The sequence below is a fragment of the Burkholderia catarinensis genome (genome assembly GCF_001883705.2).
Taxonomy (GTDB): Bacteria; Pseudomonadota; Gammaproteobacteria; order Burkholderiales; family Burkholderiaceae; genus Burkholderia; species Burkholderia catarinensis.
On the sequence record NZ_MDEQ02000005.1, the window covers coordinates 89,256 to 108,155 of the forward strand.

General features: G+C 66.8%; 21 protein-coding genes and 1 pseudogene. 9 read left to right on the plus strand and 13 right to left on the minus strand.

The window, feature by feature from the left end; genetic code table 11:
• Positions 1–166: 166 nt before the first annotated feature.
• The gene (locus BFF94_RS09540) at positions 167–466 is read right to left on the minus strand and encodes a hypothetical protein (RefSeq protein WP_128842400.1); all 300 of its coding nucleotides are present in this window, start codon (positions 464–466) and stop codon (positions 167–169) included.
• A gap of 299 nt (positions 467–765) precedes the next feature.
• On the minus strand, positions 766–1,014 hold the full coding sequence (locus BFF94_RS09545) for a hypothetical protein (RefSeq protein WP_128842399.1): 249 nt from the start codon (positions 1,012–1,014) through the stop codon (positions 766–768).
• 135 nt (positions 1,015–1,149) lie between these two features.
• On the opposite strand from BFF94_RS09545, the gene BFF94_RS09550 reads away from it, so the two are divergent.
• Complete coding sequence (locus BFF94_RS09550) at positions 1,150–1,554, plus strand: hypothetical protein (protein ID WP_128842398.1); 405 nt, start codon at positions 1,150–1,152, stop codon at positions 1,552–1,554.
• A 74-nt stretch (positions 1,555–1,628) separates the two neighbouring features.
• On the opposite strand, the gene BFF94_RS09555 is transcribed toward BFF94_RS09550, so the two are convergent.
• From BFF94_RS09555 to BFF94_RS09575, 5 genes are all read right to left on the minus strand, one after another.
• A complete protein-coding gene (locus BFF94_RS09555) occupies positions 1,629–2,156 on the minus strand; it encodes an acyltransferase (protein WP_128842397.1) in 528 nt (175 codons plus the stop codon).
• Positions 2,157–2,159: 3 nt separating this feature from the next.
• Positions 2,160–3,104 carry an electron transfer flavoprotein subunit alpha/FixB family protein gene (locus BFF94_RS09560; RefSeq protein ID WP_128842396.1) on the minus strand — a complete coding sequence of 315 codons (945 nt, stop codon included), beginning with the start codon at positions 3,102–3,104 and terminating at the stop codon, positions 2,160–2,162.
• A 16-nt stretch (positions 3,105–3,120) separates the two neighbouring features.
• Positions 3,121–3,870, minus strand: coding sequence for an electron transfer flavoprotein subunit beta/FixA family protein (locus BFF94_RS09565; protein WP_219139246.1), 750 nt, complete (start codon positions 3,868–3,870; stop codon positions 3,121–3,123).
• A gap of 38 nt (positions 3,871–3,908) precedes the next feature.
• Complete coding sequence (locus BFF94_RS09570; protein ID WP_219139247.1) at positions 3,909–4,697, minus strand: SDR family NAD(P)-dependent oxidoreductase; 789 nt, start codon at positions 4,695–4,697, stop codon at positions 3,909–3,911.
• Between the two features lie 62 nt (positions 4,698–4,759).
• Positions 4,760–5,596, minus strand: coding sequence for an alpha/beta fold hydrolase (locus BFF94_RS09575; RefSeq protein ID WP_128842340.1), 837 nt, complete (start codon positions 5,594–5,596; stop codon positions 4,760–4,762).
• 139 nt (positions 5,597–5,735) lie between these two features.
• Between BFF94_RS09575 and BFF94_RS09580 the strand changes: the two genes are divergently transcribed.
• The 7 genes and pseudogenes from BFF94_RS09580 to BFF94_RS38420 all read left to right on the plus strand — a co-directional run.
• A complete protein-coding gene (locus BFF94_RS09580; RefSeq protein ID WP_219139248.1) occupies positions 5,736–6,515 on the plus strand; it encodes an SDR family oxidoreductase in 780 nt (259 codons plus the stop codon).
• Positions 6,516–6,671: 156 nt separating this feature from the next.
• Entirely contained in the window at positions 6,672–8,237 is a 1,566-nt protein-coding gene (locus tag BFF94_RS09585; protein WP_128842339.1) for a DUF1302 domain-containing protein, read from the plus strand.
• A gap of 37 nt (positions 8,238–8,274) precedes the next feature.
• Positions 8,275–9,657, plus strand: a complete 1,383-nt coding sequence (locus BFF94_RS09590; protein ID WP_128842338.1) for a DUF1329 domain-containing protein — start codon at positions 8,275–8,277, stop codon at positions 9,655–9,657.
• A gap of 98 nt (positions 9,658–9,755) precedes the next feature.
• A complete protein-coding gene (gene dmpE / locus BFF94_RS09595) occupies positions 9,756–10,538 on the plus strand; it encodes a 2-oxopent-4-enoate hydratase (protein ID WP_128842337.1) in 783 nt (260 codons plus the stop codon).
• Positions 10,539–10,551: 13 nt separating this feature from the next.
• Positions 10,552–11,451, plus strand: a complete 900-nt coding sequence (locus tag BFF94_RS09600; RefSeq protein ID WP_128842336.1) for an acetaldehyde dehydrogenase (acetylating) — start codon at positions 10,552–10,554, stop codon at positions 11,449–11,451.
• A gap of 16 nt (positions 11,452–11,467) precedes the next feature.
• Positions 11,468–12,499, plus strand: a complete 1,032-nt coding sequence (dmpG, locus tag BFF94_RS09605; protein ID WP_128842335.1) for a 4-hydroxy-2-oxovalerate aldolase — start codon at positions 11,468–11,470, stop codon at positions 12,497–12,499.
• Positions 12,500–12,559: 60 nt separating this feature from the next.
• A pseudogene (locus tag BFF94_RS38420) lies at positions 12,560–12,754 on the plus strand (MFS transporter); the annotation flags it as partial.
• A gap of 44 nt (positions 12,755–12,798) precedes the next feature.
• Here the strand turns inward: BFF94_RS38420 and BFF94_RS09615 are convergent.
• The 3 genes from BFF94_RS09615 to BFF94_RS09625 all read right to left on the minus strand — a co-directional run bounded on the left by BFF94_RS09615 (position 12,799) and on the right by BFF94_RS09625 (position 15,360).
• On the minus strand, positions 12,799–13,047 hold the full coding sequence (locus tag BFF94_RS09615) for a hypothetical protein (protein ID WP_128842334.1): 249 nt from the start codon (positions 13,045–13,047) through the stop codon (positions 12,799–12,801).
• Complete coding sequence (locus BFF94_RS09620; RefSeq protein WP_128842333.1) at positions 13,044–14,294, minus strand: alkaline phosphatase family protein; 1,251 nt, start codon at positions 14,292–14,294, stop codon at positions 13,044–13,046. Before BFF94_RS09620 ends, BFF94_RS09615 begins: the two co-directional genes overlap by 4 nt.
• A gap of 169 nt (positions 14,295–14,463) precedes the next feature.
• On the minus strand, positions 14,464–15,360 hold the full coding sequence (locus BFF94_RS09625) for an AraC family transcriptional regulator (protein WP_128842332.1): 897 nt from the start codon (positions 15,358–15,360) through the stop codon (positions 14,464–14,466).
• 168 nt (positions 15,361–15,528) lie between these two features.
• Here BFF94_RS09625 and BFF94_RS09630 point away from each other — a divergent pair, with 168 nt between their 5' ends.
• Positions 15,529–16,308, plus strand: coding sequence for an SDR family NAD(P)-dependent oxidoreductase (locus BFF94_RS09630; RefSeq protein ID WP_128842331.1), 780 nt, complete (start codon positions 15,529–15,531; stop codon positions 16,306–16,308).
• Positions 16,309–16,582: 274 nt separating this feature from the next.
• Here the strand turns inward: BFF94_RS09630 and infA are convergent, their stop codons facing one another.
• The 3 genes from infA to BFF94_RS09650 form a co-directional block, all read right to left on the minus strand.
• Complete coding sequence (infA, locus tag BFF94_RS09640; RefSeq protein WP_128842330.1) at positions 16,583–16,846, minus strand: translation initiation factor IF-1; 264 nt, start codon at positions 16,844–16,846, stop codon at positions 16,583–16,585.
• A 470-nt stretch (positions 16,847–17,316) separates the two neighbouring features.
• Positions 17,317–17,520 (minus strand): cold-shock protein, encoded by a 204-nt coding sequence (locus tag BFF94_RS09645; RefSeq protein ID WP_128842329.1) that lies wholly within the window; start codon positions 17,518–17,520, stop codon positions 17,317–17,319.
• 280 nt (positions 17,521–17,800) lie between these two features.
• On the minus strand, positions 17,801–18,880 hold the full coding sequence (locus BFF94_RS09650) for a 3-ketosteroid-9-alpha-monooxygenase, oxygenase component (protein WP_128842328.1): 1,080 nt from the start codon (positions 18,878–18,880) through the stop codon (positions 17,801–17,803).
• Positions 18,881–18,900: the final 20 nt, after the last annotated feature.

Below are 18,900 nucleotides of genomic sequence, written 5' to 3' on the forward strand. Positions count from 1 at the left end.
GCTCGGTCACATATGAACGCTTCGAATCTAGTGCACGCCACAGGGGAAATCAAAGCCGGAATGGCGCCCCGATTCGACACCTGAAAACCGTGCGTTCCGGCCTCGCGCAAGACGTCTCGAGACGCTCGCGCAACGCCGTTCCGGCGGCCGTCATCCCGCCCGGAGCTCACACGAACAGCGATGCGACGATCGCGCACCACACCGCACTCGCGCCGCACAGAAACACGCGTCGCGCGACGAACATCCGCGACTCGTCATCGGGTGTTTTCATCGGCGATGTGGCAAGAAACGGCACGCTGGCGAGGCTCGCGAAGCCCGACAGCGCGAGCACGATCACGACGTAGTCGCCGAACCGCCACGGCGGCGGCTCGTGCAAACCCCAGTAGACGAGAAACAGCATGCCGATCGAAAACATCGTCGCGGCGGCCGAACTGAGCGCGACCACCGATCCCGTCGGAAATTGCATGGGAGCCTCCCTTCGCGCGGCTTGCGCGACGCCGGATCATTATCCGGGCACGGAAGGAAATAACACAACGACAGCCGGCGGCCGCCATCCCGTCGCACGCGCCGCGCTCAGCCGCTCGTCTCGCTCAGGATCGCCATGAGCGTCTCGGCCGGCAGCAGGCTCGCGCGCTCGTTCCAGGCTCGAATGGATCCGGAACGGCCTCGCCGCCGATCATCAAATACGCGTTGTCACGGATTGACAGGGACGATTCGATCGAGCGCCATGTCGCGGCACGTTTCGTCGAACACGCGCCCCGACCGCTAACCCGGCTTCTTCGCGGCCTGCGCGACGGAAATCCAGCCCACCACCGCCGCGGCGACCCAGCAACAGGTAATCAGCAGGTCGAGATCCATCCAGCCTTCGAAATTCGTACTGTTTTCGAAACTGCAGCGCTGATGGCCCCTGACCCACAGGCAGCCACTGATGAACTGCTGAATGTGCATATAAACGTTGAAGGCGGCAAAGGCGGAGGTAATGACGGCGACCCGCAGGCGTATGCTAGTTTTCATTTGCGCTGAAGGCGTGGGATGAACTGCTGATGATCTTAAGCTAACGGCGACGGGTGACGCAATCGATCCGGTGTCGTCCCGATTGACCGACGGGCGCGGGCGATACGCGATATCGCGAAAACACGGAGAACATCCATGACGAAGCAGGACACGATCGCGCTCGTTGTCGACCCGGGAAGCGGCGAACGGATTCGCGACATCGCCGCAAGCGTACGGCATACGTGGGTCGTGACGAGCGACATCAACGATACCGTGGTCAAGCTGATCTGGAATGCGTCTCCAGCGCTCCCCGGGCAAGCCGCCGAAGGTGGGGTTACCACGTTCCTGCGATATGGCGGCGATCGCGAAAGCTGGTGCGCCGGAATACTCGATGTGGTGGACGAGCACCACAACCAGTATTCCGGCGATGGTTATGCGATTCTGGACGTCTACGGCACGCCGCTTTCGGAGCGCCTTCAGCAAGCCTTGTCCGCACTCGGATTTTCAAGCGTGACGTCAACAGCAGAAGGTTTTCGCGCCATCAAGCACGAGACGACATGATTGACGGGGGCCCGCACGTGCGATGAAACCCTGCCTGCCGGCTTCTCGATGTGCGTCCTCCGCCCGTACCCCGCTTACCCGTCGATCCGCCGGATCGTCCTCAAACAATCCGCCGCCAACTGCTGATAAATCCGCGTGCCGTTCGCCTTCGCGTCGATCTCCGCGTCGCTCAGCCGCCGCACGACGCGCCCCGGCATGCCCGCGAGCAGCACGCCGCGCGGCACGTCGTAGCCGGCTTTCACGAACGCGCACGCGGCGACGATCGTCGTCGCACCGATCGTCGCGCCGTCCATCACGACCGCATTCATCCCGATCATCGTGTCCGGTTCGAGCGTCGCGCCATGCACGATCGCGCCATGGCCGATGTGGCTGTTGACGCCGAGCCGGCACGTCTCGCCGACACCGACATGCAGCACGCAGCCGTCCTGTACGTTGCTGCCGTCTGCGACGACGATCACGCCGAAGTCGCCGCGCAGGCTCGCATGCGGGCCGATGTAGCAGCGCGCGCCGATCGTCACGTCGCCGATCACGACCGCGCTCGGGTCGACGTACGCCGACGGATCGACGCGCGGCCGCATTCCGTTGAATTCGAACAGCGGCATCGGTCAGAGCGCCGCGGCCGCTTCCGGCACGAGCGTGAACAGGTCACCGACGACGCCGTAATCGGCCACGCTGAAGATCGGCGCCTCCGGATCCTTGTTGATCGCGACGATCACCTTCGAATCCTTCATGCCGGCCAGATGCTGGATCGCCCCTGAAATGCCGACCGCGATATACAACTGCGGCGCGACGATCTTGCCGGTCTGGCCGACCTGGTAATCGTTCGGTACGTAGCCTGCGTCGACTGCCGCGCGCGAGGCGCCCAGCGCCGCGTTCAGCTTGTCGGCCAGCGGCTCCAGCACCTTCGTGTAGTTTTCGCCGCTGCCGAGACCCCGGCCGCCCGACACGACGATGCTCGCGCTGGTGAGTTCCGGGCGGTCCAGCTTCGTCACCTCGCGGCTCACGAAGTGCGACACGCCGGCATCGGCTGCCGCATCGATCTTCTCGACCGTCGCGTTGCCGCCTTCGGCTGCTGCCGGATCGAAACCCGTCGCGCGCACCGTGATCACCTTGACCGGATCGCCCGACTGCACCGTCGCGATCGCGTTGCCCGCATAGATCGGGCGTTCGAACGTGTCGGCCGAAACAACGGCCGTGATCTCGGAGATCTGCGCGACGTCCAGCTTCGCGGCGATGCGCGGCGCGATGTTCTTGCCGTAGGCCGTGGCCGGCGCGAGGATGTGCGAGTAGTCGTTCGCGATGTTCATCACCGTCGCTTCGACGTTCTCCGCCAGGCCGTCGGCCAACTGCGGCGCGTCGGCCAGCAGCACCTTCGACACACCGGCGACCCTCTCTGCCGCAGCGGCCGCCGCTTGCGCGTGGTGTCCCGCGACCAGCACGTGAACGTCGCCGCCGCCTGCCGCGGTGAGCGCTTGCGCGGCAGCCACGGCATTCAGCGTCGCGGCCTTGATCGACGCGTTGTCGTGTTCCGCGATTACCAGAATCGTCATTTCCTTGCGCTCCCTGTTACAGCACCTTGGCTTCGGTCTTGAGCTTCTCGACCAGCGTCTTCACGTCCGGCACCTTCACGCCGGCCGCGCGCTTCGGCGGCTCGACCACCTTCAGCGTCTTCAGGCGCGGCGCGACATTCACGCCCAGGTCTTCCGGCTTCACGATTTCCAGCGGCTTCTTCTTCGCCTTCATGATGTTCGGCAGCGTCACGTAGCGCGGCTCGTTCAGGCGCAGGTCGGTCGTGATTACCGCCGGCAGCGTCAGCGACAGCGTTTCCGCACCGCCGTCGACTTCACGCGCGACCGTAGCCTTGCCGCCGGACACCGTCACCTTCGACGCGAACGTCGCCTGCGGGAGACCTGCCAGCGCAGCCAGCATCTGCCCGGTCTGGTTCGAATCGTCGTCGATCGCCTGCTTGCCAAGGATCACGAGCTGCGGCTGTTCCCGGTCGACTAGCGCCTTCAGCACCTTCGCGACACCCAGCGGCTCGACGCCGTCGTTCGATTCGACGAGGATCGCACGGTCCGCGCCGATCGCCAGCGCCGTGCGCAGCGTCTCCTGCGCTTGCGCGACGCCGACCGACACGGCCACCACCTCGGTCGCGACGCCGGCCTCCTTCAACCGCACGGCCTCTTCCATCGCGATTTCGTCGAACGGGTTCATCGACATCTTCACGTTCGCGATGTCGACGCCCGTCCGGTCGGATTTCACGCCGACCTTCACGTTCGCGTCGACCACGCGTTTCACTGCCACGAGCACTTTCAACTGCCTGTCTCCTGTTTCGTTGCGCGCGCCACGCCGCGTCAGCGCGCGGTAAACCCGCCGTCGATCACGAGCTCCGCGCCCGTCACGTAACGGCCTGCCGGCGACACGAGATACAGGATGCCGGCCGCGATGTCGCGCGGGCTGCCGATCTTCGCCATCGGCACGTTCGTCTGCAGGTACTCAAATACACGATCGGGGTCCTGCCCCATCTGGCGGAACGCCTCCTCGAGCATCGGCGTGCGGATATAGCCGGGATGCACCGAATTCGCACGGATGTTCTTCGCCGCGTACAGCATCGCGTCGACCTTCGCCATCATCCGCACCGCGGCCTTCGACGCGTGATACGCGGGCACGTCGGGGCCGCCGACGATCCCGTACATCGACGACAGGTTCACGATCGAGCCGCCGCCGGCCGCGTCGATATGCGGAATCGCCGCGCGCGTGCACAGGAACACGCCGTTGACGTTCACGTCCTGCACGCGCTGCCATTGCGCGAGCGTGAGCTCGTGGGTCGGCACGTTGTGGCCTTCGATGCCCGCGTTGTTCACGAGCACGTCGAGGCGCCCGAAGCGCGCGACGATCTCGCCGAACACGCGCGCCACATCGGCCTCGTGCGTCACGTCGAGCGACCAGAACGCGGCCTGGCCGCCCTGTGCGCGGATTTCCTCGACCAGCGCTTCCGCCGGCTGCGACAGCACGTCGAGAATCGCGACGCTCGCGCCGGCGGCGGCCAGCGTGCGCGCCGTCTCCGCGCCGATGCCGCGCGCGCCGCCGGTGATCGCGGCCACCTTGCCGCGCAGGTCGAACAGGTCTTCGATGAGTTTCATGGTGTCTCCGTGTAGTCGGACGGGCCGCCCATGCCGGGGCCGGCCTTCAAGGGCATCCGGCGTTATCGCGTATTGCGCGCCGCAAGAAAATCGAGGCATTCCCGATTGAAATAACCCGCGTGTTCCACCATCACCCAGTGGCCGCACCGGTTCATCAGCACGAAGCGCGCGTCGCGGCAGCGTTCGAGGAATTTCAGCGCTCCGCCGACCGGATTGAAGCGATCATCCGTGCCCCAGAAGCCGAGCACCGGGCTGCGCAGGTCGCCGAGCGCATCGGTCAGGTTCGGCACGCTCATCGTCGACAGTACTTCGGTCGGCTGTTCGACGCAGACCTTCATCCGCTCGGCGACGAGCGCGTCGGTCACGATCGCCGGGTCGTGCACGAGCAGCGTCAGCAGTTCGCGCATCGTGTCGTCATTCATCTGGCGATTGGTGAACAGCTTCACCATCCGCTGGATCCCTTCCATCCGGAAATAGGTGTCGCGATCCTCGACGCCGCCCGGCGCCATCATGATCAGCCCGTCGACTTCGTCCGGGTAATCGAGCGCGTACTTGAGCGCAATCGCGCCGCCGAGCGAGTTGCCGAGCAGCACGGCCGGCCCGATCCCGAGCGCCGCCAGTTGCGCATGCAGCGCGCCGACGAAGAAATCGAGCGTATAGGCGACGTCGGACGGCTTCGACGACTGCCCGTAGCCGGGCAGGTCGACGACGATCGCGCGATAGCCTGCCGCCGCGAACGCCGGGTAGTTGTGCTTGAAGTTGCTGAAACCGCTGGCGCCCGGGCCGCTGCCATGAATGAACACCACGGGCCGGCCCTCGCCCGCTTCGAAATGGTGCAGGCGCAGGCCGCCCGGACCGTCGGTGAAGATGCCGGCCGGCGGCGTCGTGGGGATCGTCATCGCGGGTTGTCTCCTTCGTCGTTCGATGGATGCTTGGCCACGATGATTGCGCCGCGGGCGCCGGCCGGCATCATCCTTTCAGACTACGAAGCCGCGCGCGCTTGTTCCTATCATCGGCCCACCGAAACGGAGGCTGACGATGAACGGATTCGACTATAGCGGCAAGACGGTGCTCGTGACGGGCGGCACCAAGGGCATCGGGCGGCGCATCGCCGAACGGTTTCTCGCGGCGGGAGCGCGCGTGTTCGTCTGCGGACGCAGCGCGCCCGACACGCCGCCTTCGGCCGGCGGCCGCACGGCGGCGTTCATCGCGGCCGACCTGCGCGACATCGAACAGGTCGACGCGATGCTCGCGACGATTAGCGAGACGGCGGGCGGCCTCGACGTGCTCGTCAACAACGCGGGCGGCTCGCCGTTCGCGCTCGCGGCCGATGCGTCGCCGCGCTTCACCGAATCGATCGTGCGGCTGAACCTGATCGCGCCGCTGCAGCTCGCGCAGCGCGTGAACGCGATCATGCAGCCGCAGCCGGAAGGCGGTGTGATGCTGTTCATCGCGAGCGTCAGCGCGTCGCGGCCATCGCCCGGCACGGCCGCGTACGGCGCCGCGAAAGCGGGCCTCGTCAACGCGGTCGCGTCGCTCGCGGTCGAGTGGGCGCCGCGCGTGCGCGTGTGCGCGATCAGCCCGAGCCTCGTGCAGACGGAAGCGGCCACCGAAGGCCACTACGGCGACGGCGACGCGCTCGATGCGATCCGCGCGACGATTCCCGCCGGACGGCTCGCGACGCCCGACGACGTCGCCTCCGCGTGCCTGTTCCTCGCGTCGCCCGACGCGTCGTACACGTCGGGCGCGAACCTGCGGCTCGACGGCGGCGGCGAGCGGCCGGCGTTCCTGTCCGCGGCACAGGCGGAAGCGCGATAGCAGGTGCGACGCAAGCGGTACGCAGACGAATCGTTTCCAGTCCTAGGGAAGTCATCTAGTTCATTTCGACGATTCCCTGCTACCGCGATCTCCCTACTCTGCCTCTCACGACAACACACACAGTCGACCGTCGTCGATACCCCAAGAGGAGACACCATGCATCAACGGATTTCGCGCCGTACCGACAGGCGGGCAACCGCCACGCTGTCGACGCTGGCCGCCGCGTTGCTGACGTGCGCCGTTCCGAACGCGCACGCAGGCAGCACGATCGAGCTTGGCGCCGACACGACGCTGGACTATACGTTCACGCTCAGTTACGGCCTCGGCATGCGCACGCGCGCACCGAGCGGCAATCTGCTGACGCCGGCGAACATCAACGGCGACGACGGCGACCGCAACTTCGCGAAGAACAAGCTGATCGAGAACCAGGTCAGCCTGCTCGGCGAAGTGAACCTGAAGCACGACGACTGGGGCGTGTTCGTTCGCGCGAACACGTTCTACGACCAGGCCTATCACCGCCCGAACTACAACGACGCGCCGGGCACCGTGAACCAGTCGGGCCAGTACAACAACTTCACGAGCGACGCGCGCTACTGGTCGGGCGGCCACACGACGCTGCTCGCCGCGTATGCGTACAACACGTTCCACATCGGCTCGACGAGCCTGAACGTGAAGGTCGGCGACCAGGTGGTCGCATGGGGCGAGAGCCTGTTCTTCCCGAACATCGCGGGCGCACAGGGGCCCGCCGATGCGACCAAGTCGTATATGGCCGGCGCCGAGGTGAAGGACATCCTGCTGCCGGTGCCGCAGATCTCGACGCAGTGGCAGATCACGCCGAACTTCAGCCTGCTCGGCTACTACCAGTTCTCGTACCAGCAGAACCGCCTGACCGCGCCCGGCACGTACTGGAGCTACTCCGACGTGACGGGCCCCGGTGCGCAATTCATCATCGGCCCGGGCGGGATGATCATTCCGCGCGGCCCCGACGACAAGCCCAGCGCACGCAACCAGTGGGGTATCGGCGCGCGCTTTCGCGTGCTCGGCGACACCGAGCTCGGCCTGTACCACCTGCACTACAACGACATGAACCCGAGCGTCGTCACGACCTACTTCCCGACGCTCCAGTACCAGCAAAAGTATTTCAGCAACATCAAGCTGACCGGCGCGAGTTTCTCGACCCAGGTCGGCCCCGTGAACGTCGCGGGCGAAGTGTCGTACCGCCAGGGCGCGGCCGTGCTCGTCAATACGCCGACGGGCCCGCAGTCGACCCGCGCGAACGTGCTGCAGACCAACCTGTCCGGCATCTACTCGATCGGGCCGAGCTTCCTCGCGAACTCGCAGTCGCTGATCGGCGAACTCACCTATGTGCACGCGGGCAGCATCTCGGAACTCGACGGCTCGACCACGCTGACGAATTCGCGCAACGCGCTCGCGATGGAAATCGCGTGGACGCTCAGCTACAAGAACGTGTTCAACGGCTGGGATCTGGACGTGCCGCTGACCTACACGCACGACCTGACGGGCACGTCGCCGCTCGCCGGCGCGCTTGGCTCGCTGACGGGCCAGGGCGACCACCGCGTGACCGCCGGCGTGACCTTCACGCGCCTGAGCAACCTGCAGCTGTCGCTCGTCTACGCGAAGTTCCTCGGCTCGCCGAACCCGGTCACGCGCCCGCTTTCGGATCGCGACTACGTGCTGGCCACGGCGACCTACCACTTCTGAGCGGCCCGGCCGCTCGTCACTCAGCAAGAGGATTGTCATGAAGCGAATTCGTCTCCCCCTCCTGCGCGCGTCGGTGATGGCCGCGTGCGCACTCGTTGCGACGGCATCGTTCCCGAAGGTCACGCCGGACGACCTGAAGGCGCTCGACGGCCCGCTGACGCCGATGGGCGCGGTGCGCGCCGCGAGCAAGGACAGCGGCGTGCCCGAATGGTCCGGCAAGTGGCTCGGCACGCCGCCCGACGTGCAGTACAAGCGCGGCAGCCGCTACCCCGATCCGTTCGCGAGCGAGAAGCCGGTCGCCACGATCACCGCGGAAAACATGGCGCAGTATGCCGAGCACCTGACCGACGGCCAGAAGGCGATGTTCAAGCGCTATCCGGCCACGTTCAAGATCAACGTCTACCCGAGCCATCGCGACTTCCGCTACGCGGATTCCGTCTACAAGGACATCCGCGCGTATGCGCCCGATTCGACGATGACGTCCGACGCGAACGGTCTCACGAACGCGCCGCCGACGGTGCCCTACCCGATCCCGAAGACGGCCGCCGAGCTGCTGTGGAACCAGCGCTTCTCGTCGGCGATCGGCGCCGAGCAGGCCACCTACGACCAGGCGGTCGTGTACTCCGACGGCAACATCGCATGGGGCAAGGTGCGCTATGACATCTACTCGCCGCGCAACGCCGGCAAATTCGACGTGAAGAGCGACCTGAACAACCGCACGTACTACCGCAACGCGACGGAGCTGCCGCTGTCCGACCGCGGCTCGCTGATCGTCGGCTTCACGAACTGGGACAAGGCCGGCGCGGACAACTCGTCGCGCACGTGGATGTACAACCCCGGCACGCGGCGCGTGCGCCAGGCGCCCGAATACGGCTATGACCAGCCGCAGGGCCCGGGCGGCTTCCGCACCGTCGACGACGACCGCCTGTACAACGGCCCCGGCGACCGTTACGACTGGAAGATCGTCGGCAAGCGCGAGATCTACGTGCCGTACGACAACTACAAGGCGATGGACAGCTCGGTGAAGTATGCCGACCTGCTGACCAAGGGCCACGAGAACCCGTCGGCCATCCGCTACGAGCTGCATCGCGTGTGGGTGCTGCAGGCGACGCTGAAGAGCAACTACCGTCACCAGTATGCGAAGCGCGTGCTGTACATCGACGAGGATTCGTGGATGACGCTGCTCGCCGACAACTACGACGCGCGCGGCCAGCTGTGGCGCACCAACGTCGCGACGACGCTGTATGCGTATGACGCGAAGGTGTTCTACCCGGGCGTCGTGTTCTACCACGACCTGATCTCGGGCGCGTACATGGCAGACCGACTGACCAACGAAGGCCCGATGCCGAAGCTCGACAACAGCCCGCAGTTCAACGAGGCGTACTTCTCGCCGGACGCGATCCGCAGTTCGGGGAACTAACCGACTGACGCGGCATGCCCGCGCTCCACGCGCCGGAGCCCCGCTCCGGCGCACGACGCCGCCCGCGACGGCGGCCTTTTCCATTCGAGGGCCCTTTCATGTCTTCCCGCCTGCATACGACGCTCGGCGACGAGCTGTACGCCGCGTGGCACGCACGCGCGCCGGTCGCGCCGCTGTCGAGCCGCCCGCGCCGGCTGTCGCTCGACGACGCCTACCGCATCCAGCAGCGCTTCGTCGAACGCCGCCTCGAACACGGCGAAGCGGTCGTCGGCAAGAAGATCGGCGTGACGAGCCAGGCCGTGCAGGACATGCTGAACGTGCGCCAGCCCGATTTCGGCATCCTGCTGTCCGGCATGCACTACGCGGCCGGCGAGGCAATTGCCGCCGATTCGCTGATCGCGCCGCGCGCCGAAGGCGAGATCGCGTTCATCCTGTCGCGCGACCTGCGCGGCCCCGGCATCGACCGCACCGACGTGATCGCCGCGACGGCCGCCGTCGCGCCCTGCTTCGAGATCGTCGATTCGCGCATCCGCGACTGGGCGATCCGCATCGAGGACACCGTCGCCGACAACGCGTCGTGCGGCGTGTACGTGCTCGGCGATGCACGGGTCGACCCGCGCACGCTCGATCTCGCCGCATGCGAGATGACGATCGAGAAGAACGGCGAACCCGTCGCGCAAGGCCGCGGCGATGCGGCGCTCGGCCATCCCGCCGACGCGGTCGCGTGGCTCGCGAACACGCTCGCCGAATACGGCGTGCCGCTCCTCGCGGGCGAGATCGTGTTGTCCGGCTCGCTCGCGAAACTGATACCGGTCACGGCCGGCGACGCGCTGTCGATGCACATTTCCGGCATCGGCAGTTGCGATGTCCGCTTTATCTAAAGGAAAGATCCTGATGAAGAAAATCAAATGCGCACTGATCGGGCCGGGCAACATCGGCACCGACCTGTTGTACAAGCTGCGCCGCTCGCCGGTGCTCGAACCCGTATGGATGGTCGGCGTCGATCCGGCGTCCGACGGCCTCGCACGGGCGCGCGAGTTCGGCCTGAAAACCACCGACAAGGGTGTCGACGGGCTGCTGCCGCATGTGGCCGCCGACGGTATCCGCATCGCGTTCGACGCGACCTCGGCCTACGTGCACCGCGACAACTCCGACAAGCTCACCGCGCTCGGCGTGCGGATGATCGACCTGACGCCCGCCGCGATCGGGCCGTACTGCGTGCCGCCGGTGAACCTCGACGCGCATCTCGACAGCGCGCAGATGAACGTGAACATGGTGACCTGCGGCGGCCAGGCGACGATCCCGATGGTGTACGCGGTGTCGCGCGTGCAGCCGGTCGCGTACGGCGAGATCGTCGCGACCGTGTCGTCGCGCTCGGTCGGCCCCGGCACGCGCAAGAACATCGACGAATTCACGCGCACGACCTCCGGCGCGATCGAACAGGTCGGCGGCGCGCGCCAAGGCAAGGCGATCATCGTGATCAACCCGGCCGAACCGCCGCTGATCATGCGCGACACGATCCACTGCCTGACCGACGGGCCGCCCGACGTCGACGCGATCACCGCGTCCGTGCACGCGATGGTCAGGGAAGTGCAACGCTACGTGCCCGGCTACACGCTGAAGAACGGTCCCGTGTTCGACGGCAATCGGGTATCGGTGTTCATGGAAGTCGAAGGGCTCGGCGATTACCTGCCGAAGTACGCGGGCAACCTCGACATCATGACCGCCGCCGCGGCCGCGACGGCCGAGCGTTTCGCCGAACAGATGCTGGCCGCGACGGCCGCCACCGCTTGAGTCGAGGAGTCACACGATGTCACTTGCAGGCAAGAAGATCACTGTCCACGACATGTCGTTGCGCGACGGGATGCACCCGAAGCGCCACCAGATCACGCTCGACCAGATGCGCAACATCGCGCGCGGGCTGGATGCGGCCGGCGTGCCGCTGATCGAGGTCACGCACGGCGACGGCCTCGGCGGCGCGTCGGTCAACTACGGTTTCCCCGCGCACACCGACGAGGCGTACCTGAGCGCCGTGATTCCGGAACTGAAGCAGGCGAAGGTGTCGGCGCTGCTGCTGCCCGGCATCGGCACCGTCGAGCACCTGCGCATGGCGCACGAACTCGGCGTCGGCACGATCCGCGTCGCGACGCACTGCACCGAGGCCGACGTGTCGGAGCAGCACATCGGCCTCGCCCGCACGCTCGGGCTCGACACGGTCGGCTTCCTGATGATGGCGCACATGTCGTCGCCCGGGCAGCTCGTCGTGCAGGCGAAGCTGATGGAGTCGTACGGCGCGAACTGCATCTACATCACCGATTCGGCCGGCCACATGCTGCCCGACGACGTGACCGCTCGGATCGGCCAGGTGCGCGACGCGCTGAAGCCGGAGACGGAGCTCGGCTTCCACGGCCACCACAATCTCGCGATGGGCGTCGCGAACTCGGTCGCGGCGGTCGCCGCCGGCGCGAACCGGATCGACGCGGCCGCGGCCGGCCTCGGCGCCGGCGCGGGCAATACGCCGATGGAAGTGTTCGTCGCGGTGTGCGACCGGATGGGGATCGAGACCGGCGTCGACGTGTTCGCGATCTCGGACGTCGCCGAGGATCTCGTCGTGCCGATCATGGACACGCCGATCCGCCTCGATCGCGATGCGTTGACGCTCGGCTATGCGGGCGTCTACTCGTCGTTCCTGCTGTTCGCGAAGCGCGCGGAAGCGAAGTACGGGATTCCGGCGCGCGACATCCTCGTCGAACTGGGCCGCCAGCGGCTCGTCGGCGGCCAGGAGGACATGATCGAGGATGCGGCGCTGACGATGGTGCGGGCGCGGGAGGTGGCGGCGTAATCGACGTAACCGGAGATCTCGGCGATATCGGGCGGCACGGCCCGATGCGGCGGCGATCATTCACCGGGCCCGATCGGCGCCGAAATCAAGCTGGCATTGACGGGCCTCGGAATGGGAGTCGCGACCGGCCCGTTGATGACCGTCGCCGTCGGCGCGGTCGAGGCCGCGCGCTCGGGCACCGCGAGCGCGCTCGTCAACGTCGCGCGGATGACCGGCGCGACGCTCGGGATCGCGGTGCTCAGCACGCGGCACGCGGCGTGACGTGTCACGCGTCCGTCAAACAGGCGCCGCTCCACCCGTCAGCGATGCTTCCCGCCGTGCCGCCGGTGTCGATGCGCTGCGCGCGCCTGCAACAGCGTCGGCATCAGTTCCTCGATGTATTGCCGCGCCTGCCCGCGCGTGACGATCTCGCTGAAGCGCAGGTGGGCCGTGTCGTGGCCGACCAGCGCCGCATGCGCTTTCTTCAGGATGTGCAGATAGGCGATCAGGCTCGTGCCGTCGCGCACGGGCAGCGCATCGCGCGGGTCCGGGGCCGGGGTCGTGCTCATGATGATCCGATCCTTTGCGGGCAGTCGGTCCGGCACGTAGCCGTAACAAGTGCCAGCAGGTTGTTGGCGAGACGGTCGCGGTCTGTCAGCGGGGCCAGCCCGAACAGCCGTTCGAGCGTCGCGGCCACCGACGCATGATCGTACGGCGTGTGATCGACCTGCCCGGCCGCGACCCACGGCGAAATCACGATCGCCGGCACCCGCACGCCGTACACGTCGAAGCCGAAGCCGCTCGCGTTCAGCGTCGCGGGCGCGCCGTCGTTCGGCGGCGGCGCGGCGCCCGGCCTGACCGAATCGTAGAAGCCGCCGTGCTCGTCGTAGACGATCACGAGCAGGCTGCTGTTCCATACCGGCGAATTGCGGATCGCGTTGTACACGCGCGCGACGAGCTGGTCGCCGCCGGCCAACCCGTCCATCGGGTGCTGCGAGCTGCCGTTCTGGTACGTGCCGTGCACGATGTCGCCGTAGCCGGGCTCGATGAACGTATAGCGCGCCGTGTAATCGGCCGCGAGATCGGCCTCGAAATGCGCGAGGTCGTCGACGTCGAAGAAGCTGATGCCCTTCAGCGACGCTACCTGCGGCACATGGCCGAGCGGATCGCCGGTCTGGTCCTGGTAGATGCGCCAGTTGCCGTCGCCGAGCGCGCCGAAGATCGACCCCTTCGGATAGGGGAAGCCGTCGAACGCATCCCACCCGCCCATTTCTTCCCGGGTCGGCGAATGGTCGAGGCCGGCCGACGACGCGCCGTGCAGGAAAAAGCGGTTCGGCCAGGTCGGCCCCGGCACCGACGCGTGCCACGCGTCGCACAGCACGAACGCGTTCGCGAGCGCGTACAGCGACGGCGCCTGCGTCGCGACGTTGGCGCCCTGCATGATCTTGCCCGCATCGGCCGGCCGCGGCGGCGTGCCTTCGGATTGCGATATCGCGTAGTTCGACACGAACCCCGAATTGTCGACGCCCGGATACGCGTGCCCTTTCACGAACGTCACGCCTGCGCCGCAGAGCTGCTCGAGCACGTCGGTGAATTCGTGGCATGGGTCGGTCGGCATCCGGTCGGGCGCGCCGCCGCCGAACGGATAGACCGCGCCGCCGTATGCGTTGCTGTTACCCGGCGACGCGGCGACGATATCGGCGATACCCGACAGCGCGAACAGGTGATCGAAGGAGCGGTTCTCGAGCATCAGCACGAACACGTGCCGGATGCGATCTTGAACCGAAGAGGATGCGGGGGCTGCGTCTGCACTCATGGCGCCTCCTGGCGTCGCGCGACGAATGTCCGGCTGGCACGGTCGTTGGCCCGCTGAAAGCAACTGAAGGGAATTGAAAGCCGCGCGCGGGCCGCGAATTGCCGACGAGTGTACGACCGCGCCGGCCCGCGCGTAAAGCCGCACGCGAACCGCGTTGCAACGCGTGCGGTCAGCCGTCGGTCGGCGCGGCTTTCAGCGTGACGATATCGCGCCGCGGCGGCGCGCCGAACATCCGCGCGTATTCGCGGCTGAACTGCGATGCGCTTTCGTAGCCGACGCGATACGCAGCCGTTTCCGCATTCGCCGCGCCTGTCACCATCAGGTGCCGCGCCTCCAGCAGGCGCAACTGCTTCTGGTACTGCAGCGGTGTCATCGACGTCAGCGCCTTGAATTGCCGGTGAAACGCGGACGGACTCATCTGCGCGACGGCAGCCAGTTCGTCGATCCGCACGGCTTCGGCAAACTGGCCACGCAGCGCGCGGATCGCCGCGACGACGCGCTGTGCATGGCCATTGGCAAACACGACGCGCGAGACTTCGCCGCCGTGCGGCCCTGCGAGCAGCCAGTAGCAAATCTCGCGCATCACGAGCGGCGCAACGACCGGAATCGCGGCACGCGTATCGAGCAGCCGCATCAGGCGCAGCACGCAGTCGGCCAGCGGCCCGCCGAAATCGGTCACGCAGACACCATGCCCGAGCGGGCCGGCCGCGTGCGGCGGTGTGTCGAGCCGTTCGAGCACGTCGCGCATCATCGCGAGATCGAATTCGAGCACGATACCGAGGAACGGCTCGGTCTCGCTGGCCTGCACGATGCGGCTCGTCGCCGGCATCTCGACGCTGACGACGAGTGCACGGCCGGGCCCGTAGTCGTAGCGTCGCCCGCCGAACGTCGTCCACTTGGCACCCTGCACGACGACGCACAGCGCCGGTTTCATGATCAGCGGCGCGGGCAGCCGCTCGCGGTTGGAACGCAGCAGGATCAGTCCGTCGATCGCCGTCGCGAACTGGCGTTCGTCGCCCTGCCCACCCGTCAGGCGCGTGACGCGTTCGACCAGTTCGTCCGACATGGTGCAACCCCTCCGCATTCCGATGTCCGGATGGTACACGCGGCGTCGGGCGCACCGGCGCGGCCCGGCAGGATCAGGCAAGAACGCGGCCGGTTCCGGCATTCAGCGGGGGCGGCGGCCGCCGTACGCTTGTCACTGTTCGTCACCGACTTCGACCAGGAGCACAGCATGGCAGCAGCACACCTCACCGGTTCAACCCCGAAAATCGCCGTCGTCACCGGCGGCAGCCGCGGGCTCGGCCGCAATACGGTGCTTCATCTCGCGCAACGCGGCGTGCGTTCGATCTTCACGTACCGCTCGAACCGCGCGGAAGCCGATCACGTCGTCGCGCTGGCCGCCGGCGCCGGGCAACCGGCGATCGCGCTGCCGCTCGATACGGGCGATACCGCTACGTTCGCCGCCTTCGCCGGACAGCTCCGCGAAGCCCTTTCAGGCTGGGGCGCAGACCGCTTCGATTTCCTCGTCAACAATGCGGGAACGTCGCATCACGCGCCGATTGCCGAGACGACCGAAGCCGATCTCGACGCGCTCTATCGCGTGCACTTCAAGGGGGTGTTCTTCCTCGCGCAGACGCTGCTGCCGCTGATCCGCGACGGTGGCCGCATCGTGAACGTGTCGTCGGGCCTCACGCGGGTCGCGGTGCCCGGCAGCGCGGCCTACGGGTCGATGAAGGGCGCGGTCGAGGTACTGACGCGCTATCTGGCAAAGGAACTCGGCCCGCGCCGCATCGCGGTGAACGTCGTCGCGCCGGGCGCGGTGGCAACCGATTTCAGCGGCGGGATGGTGCGCGACAATCCGGAAGTCAACCGGCGCGTCGCGGAATGGACCGCGCTCGGCCGCGTGGGCGAACCCGACGACATCGGGCCGATGATCGCGTCGCTGCTGTCGGACGACAACCGCTGGGTCAATGCGCAGCGTATCGAGGTGTCGGGCGGGATGGCGCTCTGAACGCGCAACTCGTGACGATACGGAACTGCGGGCATTACCCGATGCAGGAATGTCCGCCGTATTTCGCGATGGTCGTCGAGGATTTCCTGCGGGACGCGGCGGCCTGAGCGTTGCGCACGCGCGGCGGCCGGAAAAGGCGGTGGTGGCCGCCGCGGCGCGATGGCGCCGCCGGCGACCGACGAACGGCATGCAACGTGCCGTTCATCCGGTTGGCCCGGCCGCGTGGCCGGACGGGATTCGATCGGCGCGGTGCGCTGCGCCCGATCGTTGCCGCTCAGCGGCGCGGCTGCCCGCTACGCGCCGGACGCGGGGAATTCGCGTCCTTGTGCCGGAAGTTGATGCGGCCCTTGGTAAGGTCGTACATCGACAGTTCCAGCGTCACGCGGTCGCCCGCGAGAATGCGGATGTGGTTCTTGCGCATGCGGCCCGATGCATACGCGCCAACCACCACGCCGTTTTCCAGCGTGACACGGTATTTGCTGTCCGGCAGCACTTCGTCGACGATTCCGTCGAGTTCCAGCAGTTCTTCTTTTGCCAAACCAATTCCTCCAGACAAGGTGATTGACCGCGGCCGCGGCGATCTGCCCGGCGCCGTTTCCCGCAACGCGGGACGGCGGCCGGCAGGCTGCCGGGTATCGGTTCGTTCAGACGGGCCACAGGCTCGTCTTGCGATCGGAGCCCGGCGCGTTGCGGCGTTCGGGCGGTCGGTGGCGGCGGCGCAATGCGCGCCGCGCAAGTCGGGACCGCGCCGGCTACGACAGGGCGGCGGTCTGCTCGGGTTGATGCGTTGAAGCGGTGATGCGCAAGCGAAGCGGCGGCCGCTTCGCGAGGGCGTTGCGTCGCACGCCGTCAGGCATGCGATGAAGGAGGCGTCACGACCGATGCATCGTGAATGTCGCGATGCATCGGTCGTGCGCATCGGAAACGCGCAGGCCGCCGGAACAGCGGCGCCCCGCGCGAAAATCCGTCCGGCAACGGCCGCCGATTGGCGGCCGCCGCCGATGCGGCTTACAGCGGCGTGATGTTCGACGCTTGCAGGCCCTTCGGGCCACGCTTCACTTCGAAGTTGACCTTCTGGCCTTCGGCCAGGGTCTTGAAGCCCGTGCCGCGAATTTCCGAGAAATGGGCGAACAGATCGTCGCCGCCGTTATCCGGGGAGATGAAACCAAAGCCCTTGGTTTCGTTGAACCACTTGACGGTACCGGTATCCACAAATACTTCCTTAATACGAATAATTGAACATGCGCCCGTGACGGGCACAGAAAGAATCAAAGAGGGAGAGACCAACGACTGCCGCATGGACTGCGGCCAATGATGAGCAATCGAACTTCTTGAATACTTCGACTGTACACACTACGCGGTCGCGACGACTCCGTCAAGTTATTTCGGCGCAACGCAGGCGCGCGGTCGCGACGCGCGCGTTCTACGGCGCACGCCGCCGGCCGACGGGACGCATTTCGATGCGCCCCTTTTTTCGGCCGGCGCGCCCGTTTTACTGCGGCTCGAACACGTGATGCAGCGCCGGCGGCGCGTCGCCGTCGCGAATCCGCATCTCGAATGCCTTGCGCGCGACGCTCGTCGGCCGCACGTCGGCCACGTCCAGGTAGAACTGCGAATACCAGTCGCGCATCTGGTACAGCGGCCCGTCGCCTTCGCACAGCAGCGGGTTGTCGATCCGCGTCTTGCTGTGCCAGATGTCGACGTCCTCGTAGAACGCGCGCTGCGCTTCCTTCACGTAGGCGTTCGCGATCGCCATGTTCTGCTCGTCGGTCAGCCCGGCCACCTTCTTCACGATCACGCCGTAACGCAGCTCGAAGCTGTTCATGTCGATCGGCACGTGGCAGTTCAGCAGCACCGAATGGATCGGCTGCCCGTTGCTCTGCCCCGTCATCTGCGTGATGTGCACGGCCGGCCCGAAATAGGTCGACAGCGCGGTCAGCGCGTCGCCGCCCAGCTTCTCGCTGCGGCCGACCATCAGCTGCGTCGCCTTGTGATCCTCGAACAGGTTCGCGAAATAGTCGATCGGTGCGCGGTGCACGGTCGCGAAGTGCGCAACATCCGAGATGTTGTCGACCAGTTCGCGGCAGTTGGCGTGGATCACCATCTTGTCGACCACCCAATCCGACCATTCATCGGAGAAGCACACGTCGAGACGCGGAATCGCGACGTCCGCCGGCGGCGCGTTGCCTTCCGGGTCGTTCCACACGAACAGCAGGTTGTTTTCCTCGCAGGTCGGCCACGCGCCGATGCGCGCCTTCGGCGGAATCCGCTTGCAATACGGGATCGACGCGCACTGCCCTTCGCCGCTCCAGGCCCAGCCGTGGAACGGGCACACGAGGTTGTCGCCCTGCACCGTACCGAGGCTCAGGTCGGCGCCCATGTGCGGGCAGTACGCGTCGACGACATTGACCTTGCCGGTCGAATCGGCGAACGCGGCGAGCTTGCGGCCGAACACGTTCAGCGTGTGCGGCTGGCCGTCCTTGTAGTCGCGGGCGAGCCCGAGGCAGTGCCAGCCGCGCGCATAGCGCTGCGCGAGCGGCTGGGCTTCGATCTTGTAAGGGCGTGCGGACATGTGGGTTGACTCCTCTTGTG